Origin of the sequence: Paracoccus halophilus (assembly GCF_000763905.1) — a bacterium.
Lineage (GTDB): Bacteria > Pseudomonadota > Alphaproteobacteria > Rhodobacterales > Rhodobacteraceae > Paracoccus > Paracoccus halophilus.
Map to the genome: position 1 here is coordinate 52,441 of NZ_JRKN01000011.1, position 25,853 is coordinate 78,293.

24 protein-coding genes are annotated in these 25,853 nt (G+C 68.3%); 16 read left to right on the forward strand and 8 right to left on the reverse strand.

The window, feature by feature from the left end:
• The first annotated feature begins 15 nt into the window (after positions 1 to 15).
• The 6 genes from IT41_RS09910 to IT41_RS09935 all read left to right on the forward strand — a co-directional run bounded on the left by IT41_RS09910 (position 16) and on the right by IT41_RS09935 (position 7,063).
• On the forward strand, positions 16 to 1,383 hold the full coding sequence (locus tag IT41_RS09910) for a YcjX family GTP-binding protein (protein ID WP_036740780.1): 1,368 nt from the start codon (positions 16 to 18) through the stop codon (positions 1,381 to 1,383).
• 9 nt (positions 1,384 to 1,392) lie between these two features.
• Positions 1,393 to 2,559, forward strand: a complete 1,167-nt coding sequence (locus IT41_RS09915; protein ID WP_074948095.1) for a YcjF family protein — start codon at positions 1,393 to 1,395, stop codon at positions 2,557 to 2,559.
• Between the two features lie 78 nt (positions 2,560 to 2,637).
• Complete coding sequence (pbpC, locus tag IT41_RS09920) at positions 2,638 to 4,689, forward strand: penicillin-binding protein 1C (protein WP_036740782.1); 2,052 nt, start codon at positions 2,638 to 2,640, stop codon at positions 4,687 to 4,689.
• A 66-nt stretch (positions 4,690 to 4,755) separates the two neighbouring features.
• The gene (gene arfB / locus IT41_RS09925; protein ID WP_036740783.1) at positions 4,756 to 5,187 is read left to right on the forward strand and encodes an alternative ribosome rescue aminoacyl-tRNA hydrolase ArfB; all 432 of its coding nucleotides are present in this window, start codon (positions 4,756 to 4,758) and stop codon (positions 5,185 to 5,187) included.
• Positions 5,184 to 5,642, forward strand: coding sequence for an NUDIX hydrolase (locus IT41_RS09930; protein WP_036740785.1), 459 nt, complete (start codon positions 5,184 to 5,186; stop codon positions 5,640 to 5,642). The genes arfB and IT41_RS09930 overlap by 4 nt, the downstream gene beginning before the upstream one ends.
• An 8-nt stretch (positions 5,643 to 5,650) precedes the next feature.
• The gene (locus IT41_RS09935) at positions 5,651 to 7,063 is read left to right on the forward strand and encodes an inorganic phosphate transporter (protein ID WP_036740788.1); all 1,413 of its coding nucleotides are present in this window, start codon (positions 5,651 to 5,653) and stop codon (positions 7,061 to 7,063) included.
• Here IT41_RS09935 and IT41_RS09940 read toward each other — a convergent pair.
• Positions 7,060 to 8,721: a thiamine pyrophosphate-binding protein gene (locus tag IT41_RS09940; RefSeq protein ID WP_036740790.1), complete on the reverse strand. Its 1,662-nt coding sequence runs from the start codon at positions 8,719 to 8,721 to the stop codon at positions 7,060 to 7,062. The two genes, IT41_RS09935 and IT41_RS09940, sit on opposite strands and share 4 nt — an antisense overlap.
• Before the next feature lie 87 nt (positions 8,722 to 8,808).
• Here IT41_RS09940 and IT41_RS09945 point away from each other — a divergent pair, with 87 nt between their 5' ends.
• The 4 genes from IT41_RS09945 (at position 8,809) to IT41_RS09960 (ending at position 11,949) form a co-directional block, all read left to right on the forward strand.
• On the forward strand, positions 8,809 to 9,300 hold the full coding sequence (locus tag IT41_RS09945; protein ID WP_036740792.1) for a low molecular weight protein-tyrosine-phosphatase: 492 nt from the start codon (positions 8,809 to 8,811) through the stop codon (positions 9,298 to 9,300).
• A 55-nt stretch (positions 9,301 to 9,355) separates the two neighbouring features.
• Complete coding sequence (gene smpB / locus IT41_RS09950) at positions 9,356 to 9,829, forward strand: SsrA-binding protein SmpB (RefSeq protein ID WP_036740793.1); 474 nt, start codon at positions 9,356 to 9,358, stop codon at positions 9,827 to 9,829.
• Positions 9,830 to 9,898: 69 nt separating this feature from the next.
• On the forward strand, positions 9,899 to 10,765 hold the full coding sequence (gene sseA / locus IT41_RS09955) for a 3-mercaptopyruvate sulfurtransferase (RefSeq protein ID WP_036740795.1): 867 nt from the start codon (positions 9,899 to 9,901) through the stop codon (positions 10,763 to 10,765).
• The gene (locus IT41_RS09960; protein WP_036740797.1) at positions 10,765 to 11,949 is read left to right on the forward strand and encodes an amino acid aminotransferase; all 1,185 of its coding nucleotides are present in this window, start codon (positions 10,765 to 10,767) and stop codon (positions 11,947 to 11,949) included. Before sseA ends, IT41_RS09960 begins: the two co-directional genes overlap by 1 nt.
• 63 nt (positions 11,950 to 12,012) lie before the next feature.
• Here IT41_RS09960 and IT41_RS09965 read toward each other — a convergent pair whose 3' ends face one another.
• The 3 genes from IT41_RS09965 to ubiA form a co-directional block, all read right to left on the reverse strand.
• Positions 12,013 to 12,345 (reverse strand): coiled-coil domain-containing protein, encoded by a 333-nt coding sequence (locus IT41_RS09965; protein ID WP_036740798.1) that lies wholly within the window; start codon positions 12,343 to 12,345, stop codon positions 12,013 to 12,015.
• An 18-nt stretch (positions 12,346 to 12,363) separates the two neighbouring features.
• On the reverse strand, positions 12,364 to 14,610 hold the full coding sequence (locus IT41_RS09970) for an OmpA family protein (protein WP_074948096.1): 2,247 nt from the start codon (positions 14,608 to 14,610) through the stop codon (positions 12,364 to 12,366).
• A 78-nt stretch (positions 14,611 to 14,688) separates the two neighbouring features.
• Positions 14,689 to 15,645 carry a 4-hydroxybenzoate octaprenyltransferase gene (gene ubiA / locus IT41_RS09975; RefSeq protein WP_036740800.1) on the reverse strand — a complete coding sequence of 319 codons (957 nt, stop codon included), beginning with the start codon at positions 15,643 to 15,645 and terminating at the stop codon, positions 14,689 to 14,691.
• A 15-nt stretch (positions 15,646 to 15,660) separates the two neighbouring features.
• Between ubiA and IT41_RS09980 the strand changes: the two genes are divergently transcribed.
• Both IT41_RS09980 and IT41_RS09985 read left to right on the forward strand, forming a co-directional pair.
• A complete protein-coding gene (locus IT41_RS09980; protein WP_036740803.1) occupies positions 15,661 to 16,380 on the forward strand; it encodes a 16S rRNA (uracil(1498)-N(3))-methyltransferase in 720 nt (239 codons plus the stop codon).
• A 245-nt stretch (positions 16,381 to 16,625) separates the two neighbouring features.
• Positions 16,626 to 16,820 carry a DUF1127 domain-containing protein gene (locus tag IT41_RS09985; protein ID WP_036740807.1) on the forward strand — a complete coding sequence of 65 codons (195 nt, stop codon included), beginning with the start codon at positions 16,626 to 16,628 and terminating at the stop codon, positions 16,818 to 16,820.
• A gap of 114 nt (positions 16,821 to 16,934) precedes the next feature.
• Here IT41_RS09985 and IT41_RS09990 read toward each other — a convergent pair whose 3' ends face one another.
• Positions 16,935 to 17,804, reverse strand: coding sequence for a 50S ribosomal protein L11 methyltransferase (locus IT41_RS09990; RefSeq protein WP_036740809.1), 870 nt, complete (start codon positions 17,802 to 17,804; stop codon positions 16,935 to 16,937).
• Positions 17,804 to 18,388 (reverse strand): peptide-methionine (S)-S-oxide reductase MsrA, encoded by a 585-nt coding sequence (msrA, locus tag IT41_RS09995; protein WP_074948097.1) that lies wholly within the window; start codon positions 18,386 to 18,388, stop codon positions 17,804 to 17,806. Before msrA ends, IT41_RS09990 begins: the two co-directional genes overlap by 1 nt.
• A gap of 109 nt (positions 18,389 to 18,497) precedes the next feature.
• Between msrA and IT41_RS10000 the strand changes: the two genes are divergently transcribed.
• The gene (locus IT41_RS10000; protein ID WP_036740846.1) at positions 18,498 to 19,490 is read left to right on the forward strand and encodes a P1 family peptidase; all 993 of its coding nucleotides are present in this window, start codon (positions 18,498 to 18,500) and stop codon (positions 19,488 to 19,490) included.
• 59 nt (positions 19,491 to 19,549) lie between these two features.
• Here the strand turns inward: IT41_RS10000 and IT41_RS21580 are convergent, their stop codons facing one another.
• Positions 19,550 to 20,677: a Hint domain-containing protein gene (locus IT41_RS21580; RefSeq protein WP_231564727.1), complete on the reverse strand. Its 1,128-nt coding sequence runs from the start codon at positions 20,675 to 20,677 to the stop codon at positions 19,550 to 19,552.
• Between the two features lie 301 nt (positions 20,678 to 20,978).
• On the opposite strand from IT41_RS21580, the gene IT41_RS10010 reads away from it, so the two are divergent.
• Positions 20,979 to 22,451, forward strand: a complete 1,473-nt coding sequence (locus IT41_RS10010; RefSeq protein WP_036740812.1) for an NAD-dependent succinate-semialdehyde dehydrogenase — start codon at positions 20,979 to 20,981, stop codon at positions 22,449 to 22,451.
• Positions 22,452 to 22,529: 78 nt separating this feature from the next.
• On the opposite strand, the gene IT41_RS10015 is transcribed toward IT41_RS10010, so the two are convergent.
• Positions 22,530 to 23,279, reverse strand: a complete 750-nt coding sequence (locus IT41_RS10015; protein WP_036740814.1) for a DUF1013 domain-containing protein — start codon at positions 23,277 to 23,279, stop codon at positions 22,530 to 22,532.
• Between the two features lie 161 nt (positions 23,280 to 23,440).
• Here IT41_RS10015 and IT41_RS10020 point away from each other — a divergent pair, with 161 nt between their 5' ends.
• Both IT41_RS10020 and IT41_RS10025 read left to right on the forward strand, forming a co-directional pair.
• A complete protein-coding gene (locus tag IT41_RS10020) occupies positions 23,441 to 24,070 on the forward strand; it encodes a ribonuclease T2 family protein (RefSeq protein ID WP_036740815.1) in 630 nt (209 codons plus the stop codon).
• Between the two features lie 226 nt (positions 24,071 to 24,296).
• Complete coding sequence (locus IT41_RS10025; protein WP_036740816.1) at positions 24,297 to 25,844, forward strand: phospholipase D family protein; 1,548 nt, start codon at positions 24,297 to 24,299, stop codon at positions 25,842 to 25,844.
• Positions 25,845 to 25,853: the final 9 nt, after the last annotated feature.

Consider the following 25,853-nt stretch of genomic DNA (forward strand, 5'->3'; position numbering starts at 1 on the left):
TGAACCGGGGACAGGATGAGTATCGCAGACGATCTGATGCAGGGGCTTGGCCTGTCCGACCCGGTGATCCGGCTGGGCGTGACCGGGCTGTCGCGCGCCGGCAAGACCGTGTTCATCACCTCGCTGGTGGCCAACCTGCTGGACCGCGGGCGGATGGCCGGGCTGCGCGCGGTGGCCGACGGCTCGGTCACCGCCGCATGGTTGCAGCCGCAGCCCGACGATACCGTGCCGCGTTTCGACTATGAGCGGCATCTGGCGGCGATGACCGGCCCCGACCCGCATTGGCCCGAGGGCACGCGCCATGTCAGCCAGCTGCGCCTGTCCATGCGCATCCAGTCGCGCGGCATGCTGTCCGGGCTGCGCGGCCGGCAGGTCCTGCATCTGGATATCGTCGATTATCCGGGCGAATGGCTGCTGGACCTGCGCCTGATGGACAAGGATTTCGACGAATGGTCGCAAGAGGTGCTGGACCGCATGCGTGGCCGGCCCGGCGCCGATATCTTCCTGGCGGCGCTGGCCGGTGCGGAACCCGCGCGCTTCGCAGAGGCCTCGGCCCAGACCCTGGCCGAGGCCTATACCCGGCACCTGCATGACGCGCGCGAGGCGGGCTGGTCGGATTGCACGCCCGGCCGTTTCCTGATGCCGGGCGAGCTTGAGGGCTCGCCGGCGCTGACCTTCACGCCGCTGCCGCACGAGATGCGCGCAACGCCGCTGGGCCGCGAATTCGCCCGCCGCTTCGGCGCCTACAAGTCGCGGGTGGTCAAGCCCTTCTTTCGCGACCATTTCGCGCGGATCGACCGGCAGGTGGTGTTGATGGACGTGCTGGGCGCGATCCATGCCGGCCCGCCCGCGGTCGAGGACATGCGCCGCGCCATGGCCGATATCCTGGGCGCCTTTCGCCCCGGCCGGGCGGGCTGGCTGGCGCAGCTTCTGGGCTCGCGCCGGGTGGGGCGGATCCTGTTCGCGGCCACCAAGGCCGATCACCTGCACCATATCCAGCACCCGCGCCTGACCGCGATCACCGCCGCCATGCTGCGCGAGGCGCGCGACCGCGCCGATTTCTCGGGCGCCCGGACCGAGGCCATGGCCATCGCCAGCCTGCGCACCACCACCGAAGAGGTGATCCGCCAGAATGGCGAGGAACTGCCGGCCGTGCGCGGCACGCTGATGGACGGGCGGCGCGCGGCCCTTTACCCGGGGGAACTGCCGGCAAATCCCGCCGAATTGCTGCTGCCCGCGCAGCAAGGCGCAACGAGCTGGCTGGACGGCGATTACGCGATCATGGATTTCGCGCCCGCGCCCGATACGCTGCGCCCGGGCGACGGGCCGCCGCATATCCGGCTGGACCGCGCCGCCGAATTCCTGATCGGCGACAGGCTATAGGGGTCAGGTATGGCAGAGACTCCGAAACGTCGCGGCCCGGTGCTGCTGGAAATGGAGGCGCCGCCGCCCCGCGCGGGCGACGCAGCCCCCGGCGATGCCGAGGGGCGCGCGGCGGCACCTGCGCCAGAGCGCCCCGCCGGCCGGCCCGCCGATCAGCGCGAACGCAAGGCGCCCCGCGCCGAGCTGCGCGAGGGCGAGGCGGCGCCCTCGCCCGCCGATGCGCCGGCCATTCAGGATGATGCGCTGACCGGCCTGCCGCAGCCGCGCACCATGCAGCTTGTCGCGCGGCTGGTCGGGCGCGGTCCGTCGAAGCTGACCCGGTTCTTCATCAATAGCGGCGTGGCGCTGTTTACCTTTCTGATGTCGGTGGCGGCGCTGCGCTATCTGGGCGGGCTGCTGGCCAGCTATCCGCTGCTGGGCTGGGTCGGCATCGCGCTGATGGGGCTGTTCTGCTTCGCGGCGCTGGCCATGGCCTGGCGCGAATACCGCGCCTGGTCGCGCTTTGCCGCGATCGACGCGATCAACCGGCAGGCGGGCGCGGCGCTGGCCTCGGGCGATGTCAAGGCGGCGCAGCAGGTGGTCACGCGGCTCGAGGGGCTGTATCGCGGCCGGCCGGAACTGGAATGGGGCCTGGGCAAGCTGCGCGAACACAAGGCCGAGGCCTATGATTCGCACACCCTGATCGCCATGGCGGAAGGCCATCTGCTGGCCGATCTGGACCAGCAGGCCCGGCGCGAGATCGAGGCCGCCGCCCGCACCGTCGCCACCGCCACCGCGCTGATCCCGCTGGCGCTGGCCGATGTGATCGCGGCGCTGGCGGCGAACCTGCGCATGATCCGCCGCATGGCCGAGATCTATGGCGGGCGCGCCGGCGCGGTTGGCGGCTGGCGGCTGGCGCGCACCGTGATGACGCATCTGATCGCCACCGGCGCCGTGGCGGCCGGCGACGACCTGATCCAGACGGTGGCCGGCGGCGGTATGCTCGCCAAACTGTCCAGACGTTTCGGCGAAGGCGTGGTGAACGGCGCGCTGACCGCGCGTGTGGGCATCGCGGCGATGGAAGTGTGCCGGCCGCTGCCCTTTCTGCACCAGCCCCGGCCCAGGGTCGGCAATCTGGTCGCCCGCGGCCTGAAGGGGCTGTTCGGCGAGGAAGAGGCAGAACCGGCGCCCGAATGATCCGCCGCATGGATATTTGGATGAAGAAGAAGGTGCAGAGCCGTTCTGTCCCGCGCTGCGCCGGGCTATCCTGAGGCCATGAGATCGCATCGCCTGGCCATGTCCATTTTCGCGCTGGCCCTGATCCTGGGGGTCGGGGCCGGGCTGCGCGACCGGCTGGACCTTTGGGTGGCGGGGACGGAGCTGCCCTCGCTGGAGGTTGCCGTCGGGGCCGAGGTTCTGGCCCGGGACGGATCGCTTCTGCGCGCCTTTCAGGTCGCCGACGGGCGCTGGCGGCTGGATGCCGGGTCCGTCGATCCGCTGTTTCTGGACATGCTGCTGCTGTGGGAGGACAGGCGCTTTCAGGATCATGACGGCGTCGATGCGCGCGCCATGCTGCGCGCCGGCTGGCAGGCGCTGCGACATGGGCGGGTCGTCTCGGGCGGCTCTACCCTGACCATGCAGGTGGCGCGGCTTCTGGAAGAGGGGCCGACCGGGGAATGGGCCGGCAAGGCGCGGCAGGTCAGGCTGGCGCTGGCGCTGGAGCGGCGGCTTGGCAAGTCCGGGATTCTGGATCTGTATCTGCGCCTTGCCCCCTATGGCGCGAATGTCGAGGGCATCCGCGCCGCCAGCCTGCAATGGTTCGGCAAGGAGCCGCGGCGGCTGACCCCGGCGCAGGCCGCGCTGCTGGTGGCGCTGCCGCAATCGCCCGAGCGGCGGCGCCCCGACCGTTTCCCCGAGGCGGCCCGGGCGGCGCGGGACCGGGTGCTGGCGCGCGCCGCCCGCGCCGGTCTGATTTCCGGCAGCGACGCGCAGGCGGCGGTGGCCGAGCCGGTGCCGCGCGAGCGCCGCGCCTTTCCGGCACTGGCACCGCTGCTGGCCGCGCGGCTGGTCAACGCCCATCCCGGCGCCTTGCGGATCGAGACCACCATAGATTCGCGCCTGCAACGCCGGGCCGAGCAGCTTGCCGCCCGCGCGGTCCGGGGGCGCGGTCCGCGACTGTCGGCGGCGATCGTTCTGGCCGATCACCGCAGCGGCGAGATCCTGGCCGAGGTCGGCGCGGCGGACTGGACGGATGTCGGCTCGGGCGGGTTCGTGGACATGGCGCGGGCCTGGCGCAGCCCCGGCTCGGCGCTGAAGCCCTTTGTCTATGGGCTGGCCTTTGATGATGGCCTGGCGCATCCCGAAACCCTGATCGAGGACCGCCCGGCGGTCTTTGGCAACTGGCAGCCGCAGAATTTCGACAATGCGTTCCGTGGCACCGTGTCGCTGCGCAATGCGCTGATCTGGTCGCTGAACATTCCGGTGGTCAGGCTGGCCGAGATCGCCGGCCCGAACCGGATCGCACAGGCGCTGCGGCGTGGCGGGATCGCGTTGCAACTGCCCGGAGACGCGCCCGGTCTGGCGATCACCCTGGGCGGCGTCGGCGTGACGCTGGAAGGCCTGACCGAGGGCTATGCCACCCTGGCCCGGGGCGGCCGAGGCATTGCCCTGTCGCCGCTGCCCGGCGGTGCCGAGCCGCATCGCACGCAGATGATCGGTCCCGTCGCAGCATGGCAGGTCGGCGATATCCTGGCGCAGAACCCGGCCCCGAACGGCGCGCGGCAGCGGCCGCTGGCCTACAAGACCGGCACCTCCTACGGGCATCGCGACGCGCTGGCGGTGGGGTTTGACGGCGCGCATGTCGCCTCGGTCTGGCTGGGACGGCCGGACGGAACCCCGGTGCCGGGCGTCTTTGGCGGCGATCTGGCGGCGCCGGTGCTGTTCGACCTGTTCGACGCGCTGCCCCCGGCCCCGCTGCCGCCGCCACCGCCACAGACGCTGACCCTGCCAAATGTCGCCCTGCCCCTGCCGCTGCGCCGCTTCGCGCCACCGGGCAAGGCCAGCGCCGTCGCCGCCAGCCCCGCCGCGCCCGACGCGCTGCGGCTGACATTCCCACCCGACGGGGCCGAGCTGCGGACCGATGCGCCGCTGATCGCCAAGGCACGCGGCGGGCGCGGGCCATGGACCTTTCTGCTGAACGGCATCCCGGCAGCGATTGCCCAGGCACAGCCGGTTGCAACCCTGCCCAATCCGGGCATAGGGTTCTCACAACTTACAGTTGTCGATTCCGAGGGCGCCTCGGATACTGCGGCAATCCGGCTGCACTGAAAAAATTTGCGTGACCCAAGCGGGGCTGGATCTTTTATTAACCAATGATTGTTACATATCTGCCCCATGTTGCGCATCAACGACACGATTTCGATTCAGGAATGGGAGCTGTCCGAACAGTTCACCCGGTCGCAGGGACCGGGCGGACAGAACGTGAACAAGGTTGAAACCGCGGTGGAATTGCGTTTTGAAGCAGAGCGTTCGCCAAGCCTGCCCGGCCCGGCAAAGGCGCGCCTGCGCCGGCTGGCGGGGCGGCGCTGGACCCTGGACGGGGCGGTGATGATCCGCGCCGAAGAGACGCGCAGCCAGGCGCGCAACCGCGAAATCGCGCGCGAGCGGCTGGCGGAACTGATCCGCCAGGCGCTGGTCGCGCCGCGCAAGCGCATTGCCACGCGCCCGACGCTGGGCAGCCAGCGCCGGCGCCTGGCCGCCAAGACGCGGCGCGGCACGGTCAAGGCGCTGCGCGGCCGGATCGGCGATGCGGAGGGTTCCGAGTGATCGTCGAGTTCCGCGACCGGCTGGCGCGCATGATCGGCAGACGGCCGGCTGAAATGCAGGTGGCGGCCCTGTGCCGCGATCCCGATTCGGGCCGGATCCTCTTGATCACCAGTCGCGGTACGGGTCGCTGGATCCTGCCCAAGGGCTGGCCCATGCCCGGGCTTTCACTTGCCGATGCAGCGGCGCAGGAAGCATGGGAAGAGGCCGGCGCCATAGGCCGGGTCGCCCAGTCCGCCCTTGGCCGATATAGCTATGACAAGGAACAGGAGCGCGGCTTCGCCATCCCGATCGAGGTTCTTGTCTATCCGCTGGCTGTCGAGACCCTGACCGAGGATTATCCCGAACAGCCCGAGCGCGAGCGGCGCTGGTTCACCCCGGCCGAGGCAGCCAAGATGGTTGCCGAAGACGGCCTGCGGCGGATATTCTCCGAACTGCCGGCCGGGCGGGGGCATTAGGCCGGAGGATGGCACGCGAATTTCGCACGCTCGACAAGGATCTGAGCCGCGTCACCAATGCCGAACACGCGATCATGCAATCCGCGCGGCCGCTGCTGCGGCTGGGGATCGCGCTGATTTTCATGGTGGCCGCCTCGGTCACCGCGGCAAGCCTGTTCGCCGGCCCGTCCTCGATCAGCGTCGTCGCGGCGGGCATGGCCGTCGCGGCCTATCTGGCCCTGTCGATCGGGGCCAACGACGTCGCCAACTCACTGGGGCCGGCGGTCGGCGCGGGCGCCATCGGCATGACGACCGGGCTGCTGATGGTCGCGGTGATGGAGGTCTGCGGCGCCGTCATCGCCGGCAATGCCATCACCGCCACCCTGACCGAGGGGCTGGTCGGCAATACGCTGGGCCAGGGCGAGGCGACGGCGCGCATGATGCTGGTGGCGCTGCTGGCGGCGGGGACCTGGATCAGCTTTGCCACCTGGATGAACGCGCCGGTCAGCACCACCCATTCGGTGGTCGGCGCCATCGCGGGGGCCGGGCTGGCGACCTTTGGCACCGATGCCGTCAACTGGCCGGTCCTGGCCAAGATCGCCATCGGCTGGGTGGCCTCGCCCTTCATCGCCGGGCTGATCGCGGCGGCGCTGCTGGCTTTGCTGCGCAACCGCGTCCTGCGGCGCGAGGACCGGACCGAGGCCGGCCGGCTCTGGCTGCCGGTTCTGGTCGCGCTGAGCTTTGGCCTGCTGGGCGCGGTCGGGGCGCTGGCCACGCATGGGCTGGGTCCTGCCGCGGTTGTGGGCATTGCGCTGGCCGCCGCCTTGCCCGGCTGGGCCTATGCCCGCATCCGCATCGACCGGCAGATCCGGGCCGAGAAATCCGCGCCGCTGGCGATGAAGGAACTGCTGGCCCTGCCTCTGGCGACGGCGGCCATCGTCATGGGCTTTGCCCACGGCGCCAATGACACCGCCAATATCGCCGCGCCCCTGACCATCATCCTCGAAGGCAACGAGATGCAGGCCGGCACCGTCCGCGATGCGCTGGTGCTGCTGGTCGCGGGGCTGGGCATCGCCCTGGGGATCGTGCTGTTCGGCCGCCGGCTGGTGCATATGGTCGGCAGCCGCATCACGCGGCTGAATCCCGGGCGGGCGCTTTGCGTATCGCTGACCACGGCGATCACGGTGCTGGGCTTTTCCTCGCTGGGCCTGCCGGTTTCGACCACCCATATCGCGGTCGGTGGCGTCTTCGGGATCGGCTTTTACCGCGAATGGCGCGACCGCCAGCATCCCAAGAGCCGCGCCCCGCTGCCCTATGAGGAACGCCGGCGCAGGCGTCTGGTGCGGCGGTCGCATGTGCGCACCATCCTGGGCGCCTGGCTGATCACCGTGCCCGCGTCCGCGATCCTCGCCGCGACCCTGGTCTGGATCGGCGGCTTCTAGCTACGGCGCAGCGCGGCCTCGCCGGCGGCGCGGATCTGCGACAGGGTGGCGGCGGTGCTCAGCGCCTCGGGATGCAGCTTCAGTTCCAGCAGCGCAAGCCGCCCGGCGGCCTGCGCCCGGCCGAAAGCGGCGCCGAAATCCTCTTGCCGCGTCACCACCTCGCCATGGCCGCCATAGGCGCGGGCCAGCGCGGCAAAATCGGGATTGACCAGATCGGCGCCCGAAACGCGCCCCGGATAGCTGCGCTCCTGATGCATGCGGATGGTGCCGTAGCGGCCGTTATTCGCGACAAGGACGATCACCGCGACTTCGTTCTGGGCGGCGGTCGCCAACTCGTTGAGGGTCATTTGCAGGCAGCCATCGCCGGCAAGGCAGACCACCACCCGCCCCGGATGCCGCAGCTTGGCCGCGATCGCCGCCGGCAAGCCGTAGCCCATCGAGCCCGAGGTCGGCGCAAGCTGCGTCCCCCAGCGGCGAAAACGGTAATAGCGATGGATGAAAGCCGCGTAATTCCCCGCGCCGTTGGTGATGATCGCATCCTCGGGCAGATGGTCCGAGAGCCAGCGCACCACCTCTTCCATGCGCAGATCTCCGGGGGTCGGGCGGGGATGCTGCCAGTCCTCATAACCGGCGCGCAGCGACCGGGTCCAACCGTCCCAGCGGCGCGGCGCGGGCAGATCGGCCAGCGCCGCGATCACCTCGCGCGGGTCGGCGACCAGCCCCGGATCGGGGTGCCACAGATGTCCCAGCTCATCGGGCGAAGGGTGGACATGGATCACCCGCGCATGCGGCCGGACCGGGTCCATCAGATGATAGCCGCGGGTCAGCGTGTCGCCCAGCCGCGAGCCCAGCGACAGCACGCAATCGGCCCGCTCGAGCGCCTGCCCGAGCGCCGGGTTCATGCCGACGCCCAGATCGCCGACATAGTTCGGATGGGCATTGTCCATATGCCCCTGACGGCGAAACGGCACGGCGACGGGCAGGCCCCAGCCTTCGGCGAAACGCGCCAGATCGTCCGCCGCCCGCTGCGACCAAAGCGTGCCGCCCGGCACCACGAGCGGCCGCTCGGCCCCGGCCAGAGCCCGCGCAATCGCCGCGACTGAGCCCGGCGCCACGGCGGATAGCGGTGCGGCGGCGGGCGGCAGGTCGGCCACCTCGGCGCGGGAGGACAGCATATCCTCGGGCAGGGCCAGAACGACGGGGCCGGGACGGCCGGACACCGCCAGATGAAAGGCGCGCGCGACATATTCGGGAATACGCTCGGTCTGGTCGATCTCGGCCACCCATTTCGCCAGAGGGCCGAACATGGCGCGGTAATCCACCTCCTGAAACGCGTCGCGGTCGCGATGGGCGCGGGCGATCTGGCCGACGAACAGGATCATCGGCGTCGAATCCTGCCGCGCCACATGCACGCCGGCGCTGGCATTGGTCGCGCCCGGACCGCGGGTGACAAAGGCCACGCCGGGCCGCCCGGTCAGCTTGCCATCCGCCTCGGCCATCATTGCGGCGCCGCCCTCGTGCCGGCAGACGACGTTCCGGATGGCAGAGGCATGCAGCCCGTCCAGCGCCGCCAGAAAGCTTTCGCCGGGCACCGAAAAGACGCGCGAGACGCCGTTCGCGCGCAGCGCATCGACCAGAATCTGCCCACCGTGACGCATGACCTGCCATCCCCCCTTGTTTCCCCTGCCGACAGGGGTAGCCTGCCGATGGCGGGGAAGGCAACGCCCGCCGCAAGAGGGGGGATCATGGCCGAACCGTCAATCCTGTTCGTCTGTCTGGGCAATATCTGCCGCTCGCCCCTGGCCGAGGGGGCGATGCGGGACGCCGCGCGCAAGGCAGGGCTGGCCATCGAGATCGACTCGGCCGGCACCGGCATCTGGCATCTGGGCGAGCCGCCGGACCCGCGCGCGCAAGAGATCGCGGCCCGCGACGGCATCGACATCTCGGGGCTGCGGGCGCGGCAGGTCACGGCGCAGGATTTCCACCGTTTCGACCATATCGTCGCCATGGATCACGACAACCTGGCCAATCTGCGCAGGATCGCCCCCGCCGATGCCCATGCGCGGCTGTCGCTGATGCTGGACCATGTGCCGGGGCAAGAGGGGCAGGCCGTCGCCGATCCCTATTTCGGCGAAAGCACCGGCTTCGATGCGACATGGCGCGACATGCAGGCGGGCGCGCGGGGGCTGCTGGCGATGTTCCTGGCCGCCCGGACCCGGCCCGGCGACGGCCGCTAGCCGACGCGCGGCCAATCTTTACTTCGCGCCGTGCCGCCCCTATCTGTCACCGATCATGGCCACGAAAACCGATCCGAATTACAAAGTCATCGCCGAGAACCGCCGCGCGCGGTTCGATTACTTCATCGAAAGCGATCTTGAGGTGGGCATCGTTCTGACCGGCTCCGAGGTGAAAAGCCTGCGCACCGGACAGTCGAACATCGCCGAAAGCTATGCCTCGGTCGAAGAGGGCGAGCTGTGGCTGATCAACGCCTATATCGCCAGCTACAAGCAGGCCGCGCTCTTTGGCCATGAGGAACGGCGCAAGCGCAAGCTTCTGGTGTCGAAAAAGGAACTGGCGCGGCTGTGGCAGGCGATCGGCAGGCAGGGCATGACGCTGGTGCCGCTGGTGATGTATTTCAACCATCGCGGCATGGTGAAACTGAAGATCGGCCTGGCCAAGGGCAAGAAGGCCGCCGACAAGCGCGAGACCTCGGCCAAGCGTGACTGGAACCGGCAGAAACAGCGCTTGCTGAAACAGAACGGCTGACCTTACGCCATTGCAGGCGCGCGCGCCTGGCGTTACATCGGTCTGGTTTGTTACGCGGGGGAAGGGCCGATGGCCGGGGCAAGCGATACCGACGATCCCAGGATACTGGTCTCGACCGGCTGGCTGGCCGCGCATCTGGACGACCCCGATCTGCGCATCATCGACGCGACCTGGTTTCTGTCGGGCGACCGCGACGCCCATGCCGAATATCTTGCCGCCCATATTCCCGGCGCGCGGTTCTGGGATCTGGACGCGATCGCCGACAGCCGCAGCGCCCTGCCCCATATGGCCCCGCCGCCCGAGGTCTTCGTCAGCCGGGTCCGCGCCATGGGCATCGGCGACGGCCATCAGGTCGTGGTCTATGACAACTCGCCCCTGCGTTCGGCGGCCCGCATATGGTGGAATTTCCGCCTGATGGGCCATGACAGCGTGGCCGTGCTGGATGGCGGTCTTGGCAAATGGCTGGCCGAGGGGCGCCCGGTCGAGGACGCGGCCCCCGCGATCCGCGACCGGCACCTGAATGTCCGCCGCGTTCCGGAACTGGTGCGCGACGTGACCCAGGTCGCCGCCGCCAGCAAGCTGGGCGACCATGAAATCGTCGATGCCCGCGCCGCCGAACGCTTTCGCGGCGAGGCGGCCGAGCCCCGCCCCGGCCTGCGCTCGGGCCATATTCCCGGCTCGAAGAGCCTGCCCTTTGGCCGGCTCTACAATGCCGACGGCACGCTCAAGGCGCCGGCCGGGCTGCGCGCGGAATTCGAGGCCGCCGGGGTGGACCTGTCCAAGCCCGTCATCACCAGCTGCGGCTCGGGCGTGACGGCGGCCTCGCTGTCCCTGGCGCTTGAGCGGATCGGGCACCGGGATCATTCGCTTTACGACGGAAGCTGGGCCGAATGGGGCAGCTTCCCTGACCTTGAAATCGCAACCGGAGATGCCTGATGCTGGCCAATCTGAAACCACAAGCCCCTGACAAGATCCTGGCCCTGATCGGCGAGTTCAAGGCCGATACCCGTCAGGGCAAGATCGACCTGGGCGTCGGCGTCTACAAGGATGCCAATGGCCACACGCCGATCATGCGCGCCGTGCACGAGGCCGAAAAGCGCATTCTGGCAAGCGAGACCACCAAGAGCTATTCCGCCCTGGCAGGCGAGCCGGATTTCCAGAGCGCCATGGCCGGGCTGGTGCTGGGCGCGGGCCACAAGCCCGAACTGACCGCCGCGCTGGCCACGGTGGGCGGCACCGGCGCGATCCGTCAGGCGCTGGAACTGGCGCGGATGGCCAATCCCGATCTGCGGGTCTTTGTCAGCGATCCGACCTGGCCCAACCATGTCTCGATCATGAATTTCATGGGCCTGCCGGTCCAGCATTACCGCTATTTCGACAATGACACGCGCGGCGTCGATTTCGAGGGGCTCAAGGCCGATATCTCGGCCGCGAAAAAGGGCGATGTGGTGCTGCTGCATGGCTGCTGCCACAATCCGACCGGCGCCAACCTGACGCTGGAACAATGGGCCGAGGTCGCGGATATCCTGGAAAAGACCGGCGCCATGCCGCTGATCGACCTGGCCTATCAGGGCTTCGGCGACGGGCTCGAGGCCGACGCGGCCGGCACCCGGCTGATCGCCTCGCGCATTCCCGAAATGCTGATCGCGGCATCCTGCAGCAAGAATTTCGGCATCTATCGCGAACGCACCGGCTGTCTGCTGGCGCAATGCGGCGACGCGACGACGCGCGACCTGACCCAGGGCGCGATGGCGTTCCTGAACCGCCAGACCTATTCCTTCCCGCCCTTTCACGGCGCCAAGATCGTGGCGACCGTGCTGAACACGCCCGAGCTGCGCGCCGATTGGGAGGCCGAGCTGGAGGCCGTGCGCAGCGGCATGCTGCGCCTGCGCGAACAGCTTGCGCGCGAGCTGTCCTCGCTGGCTGGCTCGGACCGGTTCGGCTTTATCGCCGAACATCGCGGCATGTTCTCGCGCCTTGGCGCCACGCCCGAGCAGGTCAAGCGGATCAAGGAGGAATTCGCCATCTACATGGTCGGCGATTCGCGGCTGAACATCGCCGGGCTCAATGACACGACCGTGCCGATCCTGGCCCGCGCCATCATCGAGGCCGGCGTCTGACGCGCGGCCTTTTTCCCTGCGCGCGACACGACAGGGCCCGGTGCGATTGCCGGGCCTTTTTCGTCAATTGCCGCGGGCCAGCTTGCGCTCGATATAGTCGCGCAGTTCCTCGATCTCGGCCTGGCTTTCGCGCAGCTGGCCCTGCGCCGCGCGCAGTTCCGCCTCGGTCGAGGACAGTTTCGCGACCAGTTCCGCCTCGCGCTCTTCCAGTTCCGTCACCGCGCGGTCGCGCGTCTCCTCGGCGTCGTGCAATTGCTGGGCCATATCCTCAAGCTCGCCCATTTCCGCGCGGGTGACGCGGAACAGGCGGTTGACCAGCGCGCTCGCCATCCAGCCCAGCACGAAGGTTGCGAACAGGATGATCGCGGTGACGACGATGAATTCGATACGGGTCATGCTTGGGCCGACAGGTTATCAGTTGTTTTCGGGACGCGGTTGCGGGCGCAGCGCGCCGCCGACATCCGGCGGCGACATGGGAACGATGGCCGGCAGCACGGCACCGGGCAGTTCGGGCAGCAGCCCGGCGCTGTTCTGTACTGGCCGCGATCCGGCATAGGCGGCGGCGCCTTCGGGCGTGGCGCGGTCGGCCACCAGCGCATCGGCCGGGTCCCGGCCGATCGCCGCCGCCGCGGGACGGGTCGCGGCATTGATCGCCGCGGTATCCGGCCCCTGCGAGCCACCGGCCTCGGCCTGCTTTAGGTCCTCGAACACGGGATGCAGCGCCCCGGTCGCGGCCCTGATCGCGGCCTCGCGCAGTTTGGCGGCCAGGGCATCGGGCGCGTCGGTGACGCCCTTGACCAGTTCGGCGGGCTGCGGCGCGTTCACCATCACCGGCTCATCGGAGAGCAGCACGAACTCGATCCGGCGATTCGCCTCGCGCCCGGCATCGGTCTCGTTATCGGCCAGCGGCTGGCTTTCGCCATATCCGCGCGCGGTCATATGGGTCGTGTCGATGCCGGCACCGGTCATCGCCTCGAGGATGGCCTGCGCGCGGCGGCGGGAAAGCTCGGCATTGAAACCCTCGGAGCCCTGGGAATCGGTATGCCCGCCAACCTCGATGCGGAAATCGGCGCAATTGCTCATGGTCTCGGCCAGCCGGGCGAGCGTCGGGCCGGGATCGCCGGCGATCACCGACTTGTTCGGCTCGAACCCGATTTCCGATTCGCGCATCGCGGCGTTCAGCTGATCGACGCATTCGACGCCCGAGGGCAGGCCCAGCAGCGGGTCCAGCCGCCGGTCGTAGCGGATCGCCAGCTCATAGCGCGCCCCCGCGCCCAGCTGCTGCGACAGCCGCGCCGCCGCCAAGTCCGAGGCGGTCCGGCTGCCCGAGACGCCGGTGATCCGGATCAGATCGGGCGTGACCGTGACCATGCCGCGCTGCAGCCCCTCGATCGCCTCGAGCCCGGCAATCGCCCGCAGGGTCCAGCCGTCGGGAATGGCGCCATCGACCCGCAGCATGCTGTCCACCTCGCCGAAATGCGACCGGGCAAGGCTTTCCACCACGCCGCGCATGCGCTCATCGAGAACAAGGCCGCGCAGCGACACGCCGCCGGCATCCACCACCGCCGAGAACTCGGCCGGGCCGCGCCCGGCGGCGCTGGCCTGCTCATGCCGCGCGCTCAGGGTGAAGGCGGGGGGCAGCGCGCCCTGCAGCCGGCCGACCGCCTCGTCGAACCTGGCCGGCTCGACATCGGCGGGGGCAAAGAGCGCGACATCGGTATCCGAAATCGTGACCGAACCCGCCCCCATGGTACCGACCGCCACGATGCCCGCCACCGCCGCATCGGCCCAGCGGCCCGAAGGCGCGCCCAGCCCCAGCGTGCATTGCGGATTGCCCGGAACGCCCAGTTCCACGCCGACTTTCAGGATGCGCGCCCGCGCCGCTTCGGTATCGGCGGCGCAGGCATCGAAGCGCGGCCCCGCGACATCGTGGACGAAGCGCAGCGTAAAGGGCGCGATGACCGGGCGCGGCGCGCTCACCTCCTGGTTCAACGTGACACCGGCGGGTGTAAGACGTTTCAGCGCCGCCTCCAGATTCTGCTTTTCCTGCGGGCTGCCGGTGATCGCCCGGACCGAAACCTCGCCCACCCGGACCGAGATCTTGGCCTGCGGCGCGAGCTGCGCCGCACTCAGACCCAGCGAAAAGGCCGCGTCCCAGCCCTCGGGGACCGGGTAGTCCGCCGCCTCGAGCAGGTCCGAGACCTCGGCCCCCGCCGTTTGCCGGCGCAAGCTGGCAACCATCGCGTCACGGTCCAGCGCGGCCGGCACCAGTCCGATGATCGTGATGCCCTGATCGTTGCGCAGCAGCTCGACCTTGAAATCCGGGGCCACCAGCAGCTTTTTCGCGGTCACCTGCATGTCATCGAGCACGCGGTTCGGATCGACCACCGTCTCGGCCAGGGTCAGCGCGCGGACGCGCTGGATTTCGTCCGGGGCGGTGCCTCCGAGACGGACCTGCAACCCGTCGGCGCGCACCGTCAGCCAATCGAATTGCGCCAGCGCCGCGCCCAGATCGCGGGTGGCGTTCGTCTCAATGAAATCGGCGGCGCTGCGCGCCCCCAGAAAGGATAGGCCGCCCGCGGCGGCCAGCGCGATCAGGCTGACAAGGATCGCCGGGCCGCGGCGCGCGCTGCGCCGGCCGGGACGCGGGGAATTGGCCATCAGGGGAACCTTGGGGCTGTTTCCGACCCGACGGATTTAATCGCTCTGCCGGAAATTCGCAAATCAAACGATTGCCAGTCAGACGATCCCCGCCAGCGCCAGGAAGAATGCGACGATCAGCCCGGCATCGCGATTGGCGCGGAACAGGCGCAGGCAGCCGGCGCTGTCCTTCATGTCGAACTGCCGCAACTGCCATGCCAGATGCGCGGCAAAACCCGCCACGCCGACCAGCGCCACCACCACCGCGGACCATGAGGGACCGGCCGCCAGCACCGCCAGCGCCAGCAGCAGGACCGAGACCGCGCCGAAACCCGCCAGCCAGCGCGGCGTGTCGCGGCCGAACAGGCGGGCGGTGGACTTGACGCCGATCAGCGCGTCGTCCTCGGCGTCCTGATGGGCATAGATCGTGTCGTAAAATATCGTCCAGGCGATCCCGGCCAGATAGGCCAGCACCGGCGCCGGCGCCAGATTGCCGGTATGCGCCGCCCAGGCCAGCAGCGCGCCCCAGTTGAAGGCCAGCCCCAGAAACACCTGCGGCCACCAGGTGAAGCGCTTGGCAAAGGGATAGATCGCGACCAGCCCCAGCGAGGCAATGCCCAGAAAGATCGCGGCACCGCCCAGCGTCAGCAAAAGCGCGAAACCGGCCAGCGACTGCGCCACCATCCAGATCGCCGCCCCGGTCACCGTCACCTGCCCCGAGGGAATCGGCCGCGACCGCGTGCGCGCCACCTTGTCGTCGATATCGCGGTCGGTGATGTCGTTCCAGGTGCAGCCCGCGCCGCGCATCAGGACCGCGCCCGCGCCGCAGGCTACGGCGATCCACAGATCGTTCCATGTCGGATGATCGGCGATCATCGCCAGCCCGATTCCCCACCAGCAGGGCAGCAGCAGCAGCCAGGTCCCGATCGGCCGGTCGGCCCGCGACAGGCGCAGCCACGGCCGCCAGTCCGGAGGCGCGTGGCGGTCCACCCAATTATCGGGCGGCGCGTCGGAAACGGTGCTTTCGGCCTCTGGCGTCGGACCTTCGGTCTGCATAAGCTGCACCCCATCATGGCGAAAATCAGACTGTTCATAGATCACCCGCTGGCCGAGGGACAAGCCATCGCGCTAACGCCGGATCAGGCGCATTACCTGGCCTCGGTCATGCGGCAGGGGCCGGGGGCCGAAATTCTGGTCTTCAACGGGCGCGATGGCGAATGGCTGGCGCGGATCGGACGCATCGCCAAGCGGAGCGGCGAATTGCTGGCCGTCAGCCGGACCGCGCCGCAGCTGGACCCGCCCGACCTGTGGCTGATCTTTGCCCCGATCAAGAAGGCGCGCACCGATTTCATCGTTGAAAAGGCCGCCGAGATGGGCGCCGCGCGCGTCCTGCCCGTGCAGACCGAACACACCAATTCCGAACGCATCCGCCAGGACCGCCTGCAGGCCCATGCCGTTGAGGCGGCCGAGCAATGCGGCGGCACCTTTGTCCCCGAGGTCGGCGAGCTGACGCCGCTTTCGCGCCTGCTCGGGGGTTGGGAGCCCGCCCGCCGCATCCTTTGGGCCGACGAGGCGCTGGCCGGCCCCGCCGCGACGCTCCGCGGCCTGCCGGGCGGTCCCTGGGCGATCCTGATCGGCCCCGAAGGGGGCTGGTCCGAATCGGAGCGCAGGCGCCTGTCGGCGATGGAATGCGTCACGCGCGTGTCGCTGGGGCCGCGGATCCTGCGCGCCGACACCGCTGCCGTTGCGTCACTTGCCCTGTGGCAGGCGGAACTGGGCGACTGGCGCTGAAAGCCGCCCCGCCCTGCCGGTTTTCCGTCGAAGCTTTTCATCGAAAACCGGCCTTTCACCGCAGGAACTTGCGCCGCGCCGCAGCACTTCACACACGTTCACAAAAAAGTAATTAAAACGGTTACTTATGCTGGCGCTGCATAGCAGCATTGCCGCTTCTGACGTGGTTTTTCCACAGGGCCGCTCCTATATGCTGAAGCATCAACGGAACGCCCGATGACGGGCATATTTTCAAGGTGAGAAACATGTCGGCGATCGACACGAACCGCGTCCAAAGCGGGGCGCGCTCTTCCGGTATTGGTTCGAAAATCTGGGCGGCTCTGTCGGCCTGGAACGATGCGCGCGTGACCAAGAACGCGCTGAACCGTCTGACCGACCGCGAGCTGGACGATATCGGTCTGTGCCGCGGCGATATCGAGCGCATTGCCCGCGCCCACTGAACGCAGCGCAAGGTCAGAAATGCCACGGCCCGGCAACGGGCAGAGATTCAGGCGGCCGCCCAGGCCGCCTTTCGTATTTCCGGCTTTCGCATGCCCGGTCTTGCCGCGCGGCCGCTATTCGCGGATCACGACCAGCGTGGACCATTCGCCCAGATCCTCGCGGTGCTCCAGCGCCAGCCCGCCGGCACGATAGGCGGCGATCACCTCTTCGGCCTGATGGGTCAGGATGCCCGACAGGATCGCGCGCCCGCCCCGCGCGATATAGCGCGCCATGTCCGGGACCAGCCCGATCAGCGGCTTTTTCAGGATATTGGCAAAGACCAGATCGAAGGGCGCGGCGCGCTCGATCAGCGGCTGGTCGAAGCCCACGGCCTCGACACATTCGACGCGCCCGTCCAGGCCGTTGGCGATGACATTGGCGCGCGCGGTATCGACCGCGACCGGGTCGATATCGCCGGCCAGCACGATCACCGGAAAGACCCGCGCCGCGGCCATGGCCAGCACGGCGGTACCGCAGCCGATATCGACGATGCGGCGCGGCGCGGCGCCCTGCCCGATCAGCCGGTCCAGCGCCAGCAGGCACCCTTTGGTCGTGTCGTGATGGCCGGTGCCAAAGGCCATCGCGGCCTCGATCAGCAGCGCCTCGGCGCCCTCGGGCACCTTGTCGGCGTCATGGCTGCCATGGACAAAGAACCGCCCCGCCGCGACCGGCGAAAGCTGACGCCGGACATGGGCGACCCAGTCCACCTCGGGCAGTTCCGAGATGACAAAGGGCTCCGCCCCCCAGGCGGCGGCCAGCAGCGCCAGCCCGATCTCGTCGGGGCTTTCGGTGAAATACAGCCCCACCTCCCAGCGGTCGCTGCCATCCTCGATCTCGAACACGCCGCTGCCCACCGGCTCGGGGGTCAGGTCCTCGGCCTGCGCGGCCAGCGCCTCGGCGGCGTCACGGCCGGCGGCATGGGTCAGCGCGGTCCATGTGGGCATCAGATTTCCTCGGCAATATCGGTCAGAGGCGCCTGTATGCCCGTGCCGCGCAAGCCGCAATAGCCATTGGGGTAGCGGTCCAGATATTGCTGGTGATCCTCATGCGCCGGATAGAAGGGTCCGGCCGGCAGGATTTCCGTGGTGATCTCGGAGAATCCGCCCACCGCCAGCCGGTTGCCGTAATCGGCCCTGGACAGTTCGGCCGCGGCGCGCTGGCTGTCGGTGAAATACATGATGAGCGAGCGATACTGGCTGCCGATATCGTTGCCCTGCCGGTTGCCCTGCGTCGGGTTGTGGTTTTCCCAGAACACCTGCAACAGCCGCTCATAGCTGATGCGCGAGCTGTCATAGACCAGGCGCACCACCTCGGCATGGCCGGTCGTGCCCTGGCAGACCTGCTTGTAGCTTGGGTCCGCGACATTGCCGCCGGCAAAGCCCACCTCGGTCAGCCAGACGCCGTCAAGCTGCCAGAACAGGCGCTCGACACCCCAATAGCAGCCCATGCCGAAGATCGCCTGATCGAAGCCCTTGGGCACCTCGGCATCCAGCGGCCGGTCGAATATCCTGTGAATCGGAGCATTCATGATTGCATCCTTTCGAAAGCTGTTGCCGCAAATCTAGGTGCGGCCCTACGCTGGCGCAACGCCGCAACCCGCATCAGGGTTCGGCCGCCCCCTGAAGATGAGGAAGATCATGCGTCCCGGCCCGCGAAACCTGATCACCGATGTCGCCGGCCTGCGGGTCGGCAATGCCCGCGACGACGCGCTGCGATCCGGCGTGACCGTGCTGACCGCCGAGCCGCCGCTGGCCTGCGGCGTCAATGTCATGGGCGGCGCCCCCGGCTCGCGCGAAACCGACCTGCTGGCCCCCGACAAGCTGGTCCACGGGGTGGATGCGCTGGTCCTGTCGGGCGGCTCGGCATTCGGGCTGGCAGCCTGTGACGGCGTGGCCGAGGGGCTGCGCGCCATGGGACGCGGCTTTCAGATCGGCGCGGTCCGCGTGCCCATCGTGCCGGGCGCCATCGTTTTCGACCTGCTGAACGGCGGTGACAAGGGCTGGCAGGAAAACCCCTATCCGGCGCTTGGCCGCATGGCGCTGGAGGCCGCCGGCCCGGATTTCGCCCTGGGCAGCGAGGGCGGCGGCACCGGCGCGCTGACCCATCGCTGGAAGGGCGGGCTGGGCTCGGCCTCGGCGGTGCTGGCTTGCGGCATCACCATCGGCGCGCTGGTGGTGGTCAATGCGCTTGGCTCGGTCACCCGGGGCGACAGCCGCCAGTTCTGGGCCGCGCCCTGGGAGATGCAGGGCGAATTCGGCGGGCTGGGCCTGTCCGGCCCCTATGCGCCCGAGGCCGAGCCGCCGCCGGTGAAACGGCTGGGCGAGGCCACGACCATCGCCATCGTCGCCACCGATGCGGTGCTGGACAAGGCCGGGCTGACGCGGCTGGCAACGGCGGCGCAGGACGGCATGGCGCGCGCCATCCTGCCCAGCCATACGCCCTTTGACGGGGATCTGGTCTTTGCCGCCTCGACCGGGGCGAAGCCGCTGCCCGATCCGGCCCTGACGCCCTTCTTGCTGGGCCATGCCGCCGCCTGCGTGCTGGCCCGCGCCATCGCGCGCGCCGTCCATGCCGCCAGCCCGCGACCCGGCGACCTGCAACCCTGCTGGAACGAGGCGGCCCGGGCCTGAAGGACCCGGGCCTTTATCGCGATATCCCTGCCGCAGCCGCGCGGCAGGAAGGGGCCATCCTAGCTGGCCAGCAGGGCGACCGAATTGCGCGCTGCGCGTTCGGCCATGCGGCGGGCGCGGCGGCCTTCGGCGAAATAGCCGGCACGCGCCGGCAGCGCGTCGTGATCCAGCACCGCCAGTTGCGGGAACAGGGCCAGCACCTCGCGCCGGGCATCGGGGTCAAGCGATTTCAGCGATTCGGGGCCGGTGTAAAGCGTCTCGCTTTCGGCGCCCTCGGCATAGACGACCTCGTGCTGATCCAGCAGGAAGTGGAAATATTCCACGCCTTCCTCGGGCAGCACCGTCTCGATCCCGTCCAGATGCTGCAGATGCTTGGCGGCGACCAGAACCTCGCTTTGGTCGAACATGCGCGCGACGATGGCATTGCGCACCACCATGCGATGCTGGGGCGAAACCAAAAGATCGCGCTGCGGCAGATCGCGGCCCATCGCACCGGCGCGAATACGGATCGGGCACAGATGCGGCATCGCGGCCAGCAGCGCCGCGTCCAGCTTTTGCGATTCGATCCAGATGACCGGCTTGAAGCCGTTCTCGCGCGTGCGCACCAGATCGCCGGGCTTCAGGTCCTGGACCGCGACCGGCCCCTTGGCCGTCTCGATCAGGGTGCCGGCGACAAAGCAGCGGGGCTGGGCGTAGGCCGAATAATCCTCATTGGCGACCGGGCTAAGGCCGATAGTGCCGTTGCTGCCGGGCGTGCCCAGGACCGTATAGGTCATGCCGGGATCGACGACGATATCGCCGGCAAAGGCCCAGTATTGCGTGGTCCCGCCCGGCACATTGCCCTGATAGTCCCAAGGCGCGACCCGGACCTGGTAGATGCGGCCGATATTGCCGAGCTCGTCCTGGATTTCATAAGAGCCGCGCGCAAAGACATAATCGCCCGCGTCATTCGCGCCCATGTCCGAGGCCAGCACCTGCTGGGACCGGTCCAGCGACTGCCCGTTCGGCGCGTTCACGCTGTCCTCAAGCAGGTTGTCATCGTCGGTTATGACGGCCTGGAGTTCGCTTCCGCCCAAGGTGAAGGTGGTTCCTGCGGGAACCCGGTTATTGGGGTTGACCGCGTCGCCGGCCGACGTCCATGACACATCGTCATTCGCGTAGACATATTCCAATGTGTAATCAGGCATCTTTTCCTCGATGGTCGCCACATTTGGTCTTGGCGCATTCTACCGCCGGGCGTGCTGCAAAGCAATTCAATCACTGCGTTTCGCGACCTGCCGGCAGCGAAAAAGGGCGGCACAAACCTGCACCGCCCTTTCCACGACGAGTTCGCCAAGAGGGAAAGCCTGACGACAGGACATGAACGCCCAAGACCAGCTTCGGGTTCACCGGATTGTGTAGCCGCGTGCGATTTTTGCCCTGTCCCTTGCCTTGCCGGCGCAAAAGCGCAAGCTTGCGCCACCGCCAGACCCAGATCAGGAGATTCCGATGAACAAGCAGCCCACCGATCTGAAGATGCTTCTCAGGGACCCCTCGCTGCTGGAAACCCGCGCCTATGTCGCCGGCGAATGGATCAGGGCCGATGACGGCAGGACCTTCGCGGTGACCAATCCGGCGCGCGGCGACGTGATCGCCGAAGTGGCCGATCTGTCCCGCGCCGAAGTGGCCCGCGCCATTGCCGCCAGCGCCGAGGCGATGAAGGGCTGGGCCGCCCGCACCGCCAAGGAACGCGCGCAGATCATGCGCAGATGGTTCGACCTGATGATGGAAAACCAGGACGATCTGGGCAAGATCCTGACCGCCGAGATGGGCAAGCCGCTGGCCGAGGCCAAGGGCGAGATCGCCTATGGCGCCAGCTTCATCGAATGGTTCGGCGAAGAGGCCAAGCGCATCTACGGCGAAACCATTCCCGGCCACCAGCCCGACAAGCGCCTGACCGTGATCCGCCAGCCGATAGGGGTTGTGGCTTCGATCACGCCATGGAACTTTCCCAATGCCATGATCACCCGCAAATGCGGGCCGGCCATCGCCGCCGGCTGCGGCTTTGTCGGGCGGCCCGCCGCCGAGACGCCCCTGTCCGCGCTGGCGCTGGCGGTGCTGGCCGAACGCGCCGGCATCCCCAAGGGGCTGTTCAGCATCGTCACCTCCAGCCGGTCCTCGGATATCGGCAAGGAATTCTGCGAAAACCCGTTGATCCGCAAGCTGACCTTTACCGGCTCGACCCAGGTCGGCCGCATCCTCTTGCGCCAGGCGGCCGATCAGGTGCTGAAATGCTCGATGGAACTGGGCGGCAACGCGCCCTTCATCGTCTTTGACGACGCCGATCTGGATGCCGCGGTCGAGGGCGCGATGGCGTCAAAGTTCCGCAACAATGGCCAGACCTGCGTCTGCGCCAACCGTATCTATGTCCAGGCGGGCGTCTATGACGCATTCGCCGAAAAGCTGGCGGCGGCGGTCGAGAAACTGCGCGTCGGCGACGGGCTTGAGGATGGCGTGACCACCGGCCCGCTGATCAACGCGGCCGCCGTGGACAAGGTGCAGGAACATATCCAGGACGTGCTGGACGGCGGCGGCACCATCGCGACCGGCGGCAAGCCCCGAGGGGGGCTGTTCTTTGAGCCCACCGTGGTCACCGGCGTCACCGACAGCATGAAGGTCGCGACCGAGGAAACATTCGGCCCGCTGGCGCCGCTGTTCCGCTTTGAGACCGAGCAGGAGGTCATCGACAAGGCCAATGCCACGATCTTTGGCCTTGCCAGCTATTTCTATGCCCGCGATATCGGCCGCATCACCCGCGTGCAGGAGGGGCTGGAATACGGCATCGTCGGCGTGAATACCGGCATCATCTCGACCGAGGTCGCGCCCTTCGGCGGCGTCAAGCAATCGGGGCTGGGCCGCGAGGGATCCCGCCACGGGATCGAGGACTACCTTGAGATGAAATATATCTGCCTGTCGATCTGATCGGCGGATCGGGACAGCGGGCCAAGCCGGGAATGGGAACGGGCGGCCATGACAAGGCCGCCCGGCATCCTTGAGGGATCATTCCCTGTCGTCGTCGTCATCCTCGTCCGCATCCGGCAGGTTGAAGAAGCTGTCGGCATCCAGATTTTCGTTCTCGGCCGGCTTGTCCTCTTCATCCCTGAGGCTGAAATTCTCCAGCCCGGCGATCGAGCTGGGCAGGCGCGGCTCGTCCGGCATGGAAAGCGAGGTTTCCGTGGACAGAAGCTTGCGCCGCTCGTCATCGGTCATCGCGCCGCCATCGGCCGCCTTGCGCTTGGCGGCCTTTTGCACGGCGGCGTCAAGCTCGGACTGGCGGCACAACCCCAGTGCGACCGGGTCGATGGGCTGGATGTTCTGGATGTTCCAGTGCGTGCGCTCGCGAATCGCCTGGATGGTCGGCTTGGTGGTGCCGACCAGCCGCACGATCTGGGCATCGGCCAGTTCGGGATGGAACTTGACCAGCCACAGGATCGCGGCGGGCCGGTCCTGACGCTTGCTCAGCGGCGTGTAGCGTGGGCCGCGACGCTTTTCCTCGCCCTCGGCGGCGGGGTTGTGCTTGAGCTTCAGCTTGTAGCGCGGGTCCTTCTGGCCGCGCTCGATCTCGGCCGGGTCGAGCTGGTTCGAGCCGATCGGATCGAAACCCTTGACGCCGACGGCAACGTCGCCATCGGCGATGCCCTGCACCTCAAGCTCGTGCATGCCGACGAAATCGGCGATCTGCTTGAAGCTCAGCGTGGTATTGTCGACCAGCCAGACGGCGGTGGCCTTGGCCATCAGCGGCTTGTTCATGACCTTCTCCTTAACAATATCTCTTCCGGCCGGGGAAAACGGCTTTCGGCGGCTGCCATTCCATTTTCAGGGGGATTGCGCCGCTGTATAATGCCGGAAAAGGCCGAAATAAAGCCTGAATTTCGTGGCGCGGGCAGCGGCCGGACGGTATTCAGGGCAGCATGAAGACAGTCGCGCTGATCGCCGCCCTGCTCTTGCCCGCCGCCGTCCTTGCGCAGGATGTCGCGGGGCGCTTCGACTATTACGTCCTGTCGCTGAGCTGGTCGCCAAGCTGGTGCCGCGCCGAGGGCGATGCCGATGACGCCGCGCAATGCGCGCCGGGCCGGCGCACCGGCTTCGTCGTCCATGGCCTCTGGCCGCAATACACGCGCGGCTGGCCCGAGAACTGCCGCAGCGCCGCCCGCGATCCCTCGCGCCGCGAAACCGGCGCCATGGCGGATATCATGGGCTCGGGCGGGCTGGCCTGGTATCAATGGCAGAAACACGGCCGCTGCACGGGCCTGACGGCGCGGGATTATTTCGCGCTGACCCGCGCCGCGCTGGCGGAAATCGAGCTGCCCGCCACGCTGCAGGGGCTTGGCCGCGACATCACGCTGCCGTCAAGGGTGGTCGAGGATGCCTTTATCGAGGTCAATCCCGATCTTGCGCGCGACGGCATCACCGTCACCTGCCGAGACCGCGCCCTGCAAGAGGTGCGGATCTGCCTGACCCGCGACCTTGAGCCGCGCGCCTGCGCCCAAGACGCAAGTCGCGATTGTTCGGGCAGTTTCCTGATGCCCGCGACCCGCTGAAAGCGCCTTGCCTAGCGCTATGGCGGGGTTGTCGTTCGGCGCGGTCAGGATCGCGCGCGGATGGGTCGGGCAAAGCCGACGGATCCGCGCAGGCGCCATGCGCACAAGGCCTTGGCGCATGGCGCAACCGGCGCTACCAATGGGCCATGGCCGGCGATGACGTGGCAGAGCCGGCCGGCCGGAACGGTTCGGGCAATCGCGCGGACAGCCAATCGGAGGCCGCTTGATGTGGTTCTTTCTCAGGTTCCTGCTGGGACTGGTCATCGCGGCGGCGCTGGCCATCGCCATCCTGCGATTCGTCTTTCCGCTGCCCGACATATCGCAGCGCGCCGCCGATCCGGCCTTGCCGCCGGACCGCGACACCGCCCTGGGCCAGCGTCTGGCGCAGACCGGCCGCGATCAGTCCGGCCCGTCGGGGATCCTGCCGCTGGCCTCCGGGCAGGACGCGCTGGCCAGCCGGCTGTCGCTGATCGAGCGGGCGGAACGCTCGATCGACGCGCAATATTACATCTGGCACGACGACCTGTCGGGGATCATCCTGCTGGATGCGCTGGACCGCGCGGCCCGGCGCGGCGTCAGGGTCCGGCTGCTGCTGGACGACAATGGCGTGCCCGGGCTGGACGGCTTTCTGGCGGCCCTGAACGCGCAGGAGAATTTCCAGATCCGGCTGTTCAACCCCTCGACCGTGCGGCGGCCCAAGATGGCGGGATATGCCTTTGATTTCATGCGCATGAACCGGCGCATGCACAACAAGTCGATGATCGTGGACGGGCTGGCCGCGATCATCGGCGGGCGCAATATCGGCGACGAATATTTCGCGATCAGCGACAGTTTCTATGTCGATATGGATGCGCTGGCGGTGGGCGAGATCGTGCCCAAGGCCGCCGGGGTCTTTGACGATTACTGGAACAGCGCCTCGGTCTTCGAGCTTGAGTCCATCATCGCCGGCGACGGAGACCGCGCCGGCTTCGATGCCCGCGTGGCCGAACTGACCGACAGCGACAGCGCGCGGAAACTGCTCTCGGATCTCGAGGATACGGCCAGCCGCTTTTTCGCCGGCGAGGTGGCGCTGGAATGGACAAAGGTGCAGCTTGTCGCCGACGATCCGGTCAAGGGCCAGGGCAAGGCGCGGCGCGACCAGCTGATGATCGCGCGCCTGGGCAGCATCCTGGGCCGGATCGAAAGCCGGCTGGATCTGGTTTCGCCCTATTTCGTGCCCGGCCGGCTGGGCAGCGACTATTTCAGGAAGCTCCGCGGCGAGGGCGTCGAGATCCGCATCCTGACCAATGCGCTGAACACGACCGATGTGCTGCTGGTCCATTCCGGCTATACGAAATACCGCCGCGAACTGCTGCAAAGCGGCATCGCGCTGCACGAGCTGAAGCTGCGCGGCGGCGTCGCCCCGGAATCCGAGACCCAGCTGAAACCGCTGGGCCTGTCCGGCGCCAGCCTGCATGCCAAGACCTTCGCCGTGGATGACAACCGTGTGTTCATCGGCTCGTTCAATTTCGATCCGCGCTCGGCCATCCTGAATTGCGAGATGGGTTTCCTGATCGACAGCCCCGACATGGCGCGCCAGATCGGCGCGGGCTTTGCCGGCCATCTCGCCCGGGTGAGCTATCGCCCGGAACTGACTGCGGACGGCCGCATGGTCTGGCAGGAGACCCTGCCCTCGGGTCAGGTCCGGACCTGGCAGCAGGAACCCGGCGCGACCTGGTACCAGCAGGCGGCGCTGGCGGTCATCGGCATCCTGCCGATCGAATGGATGCTTTAGCCGCGCCTC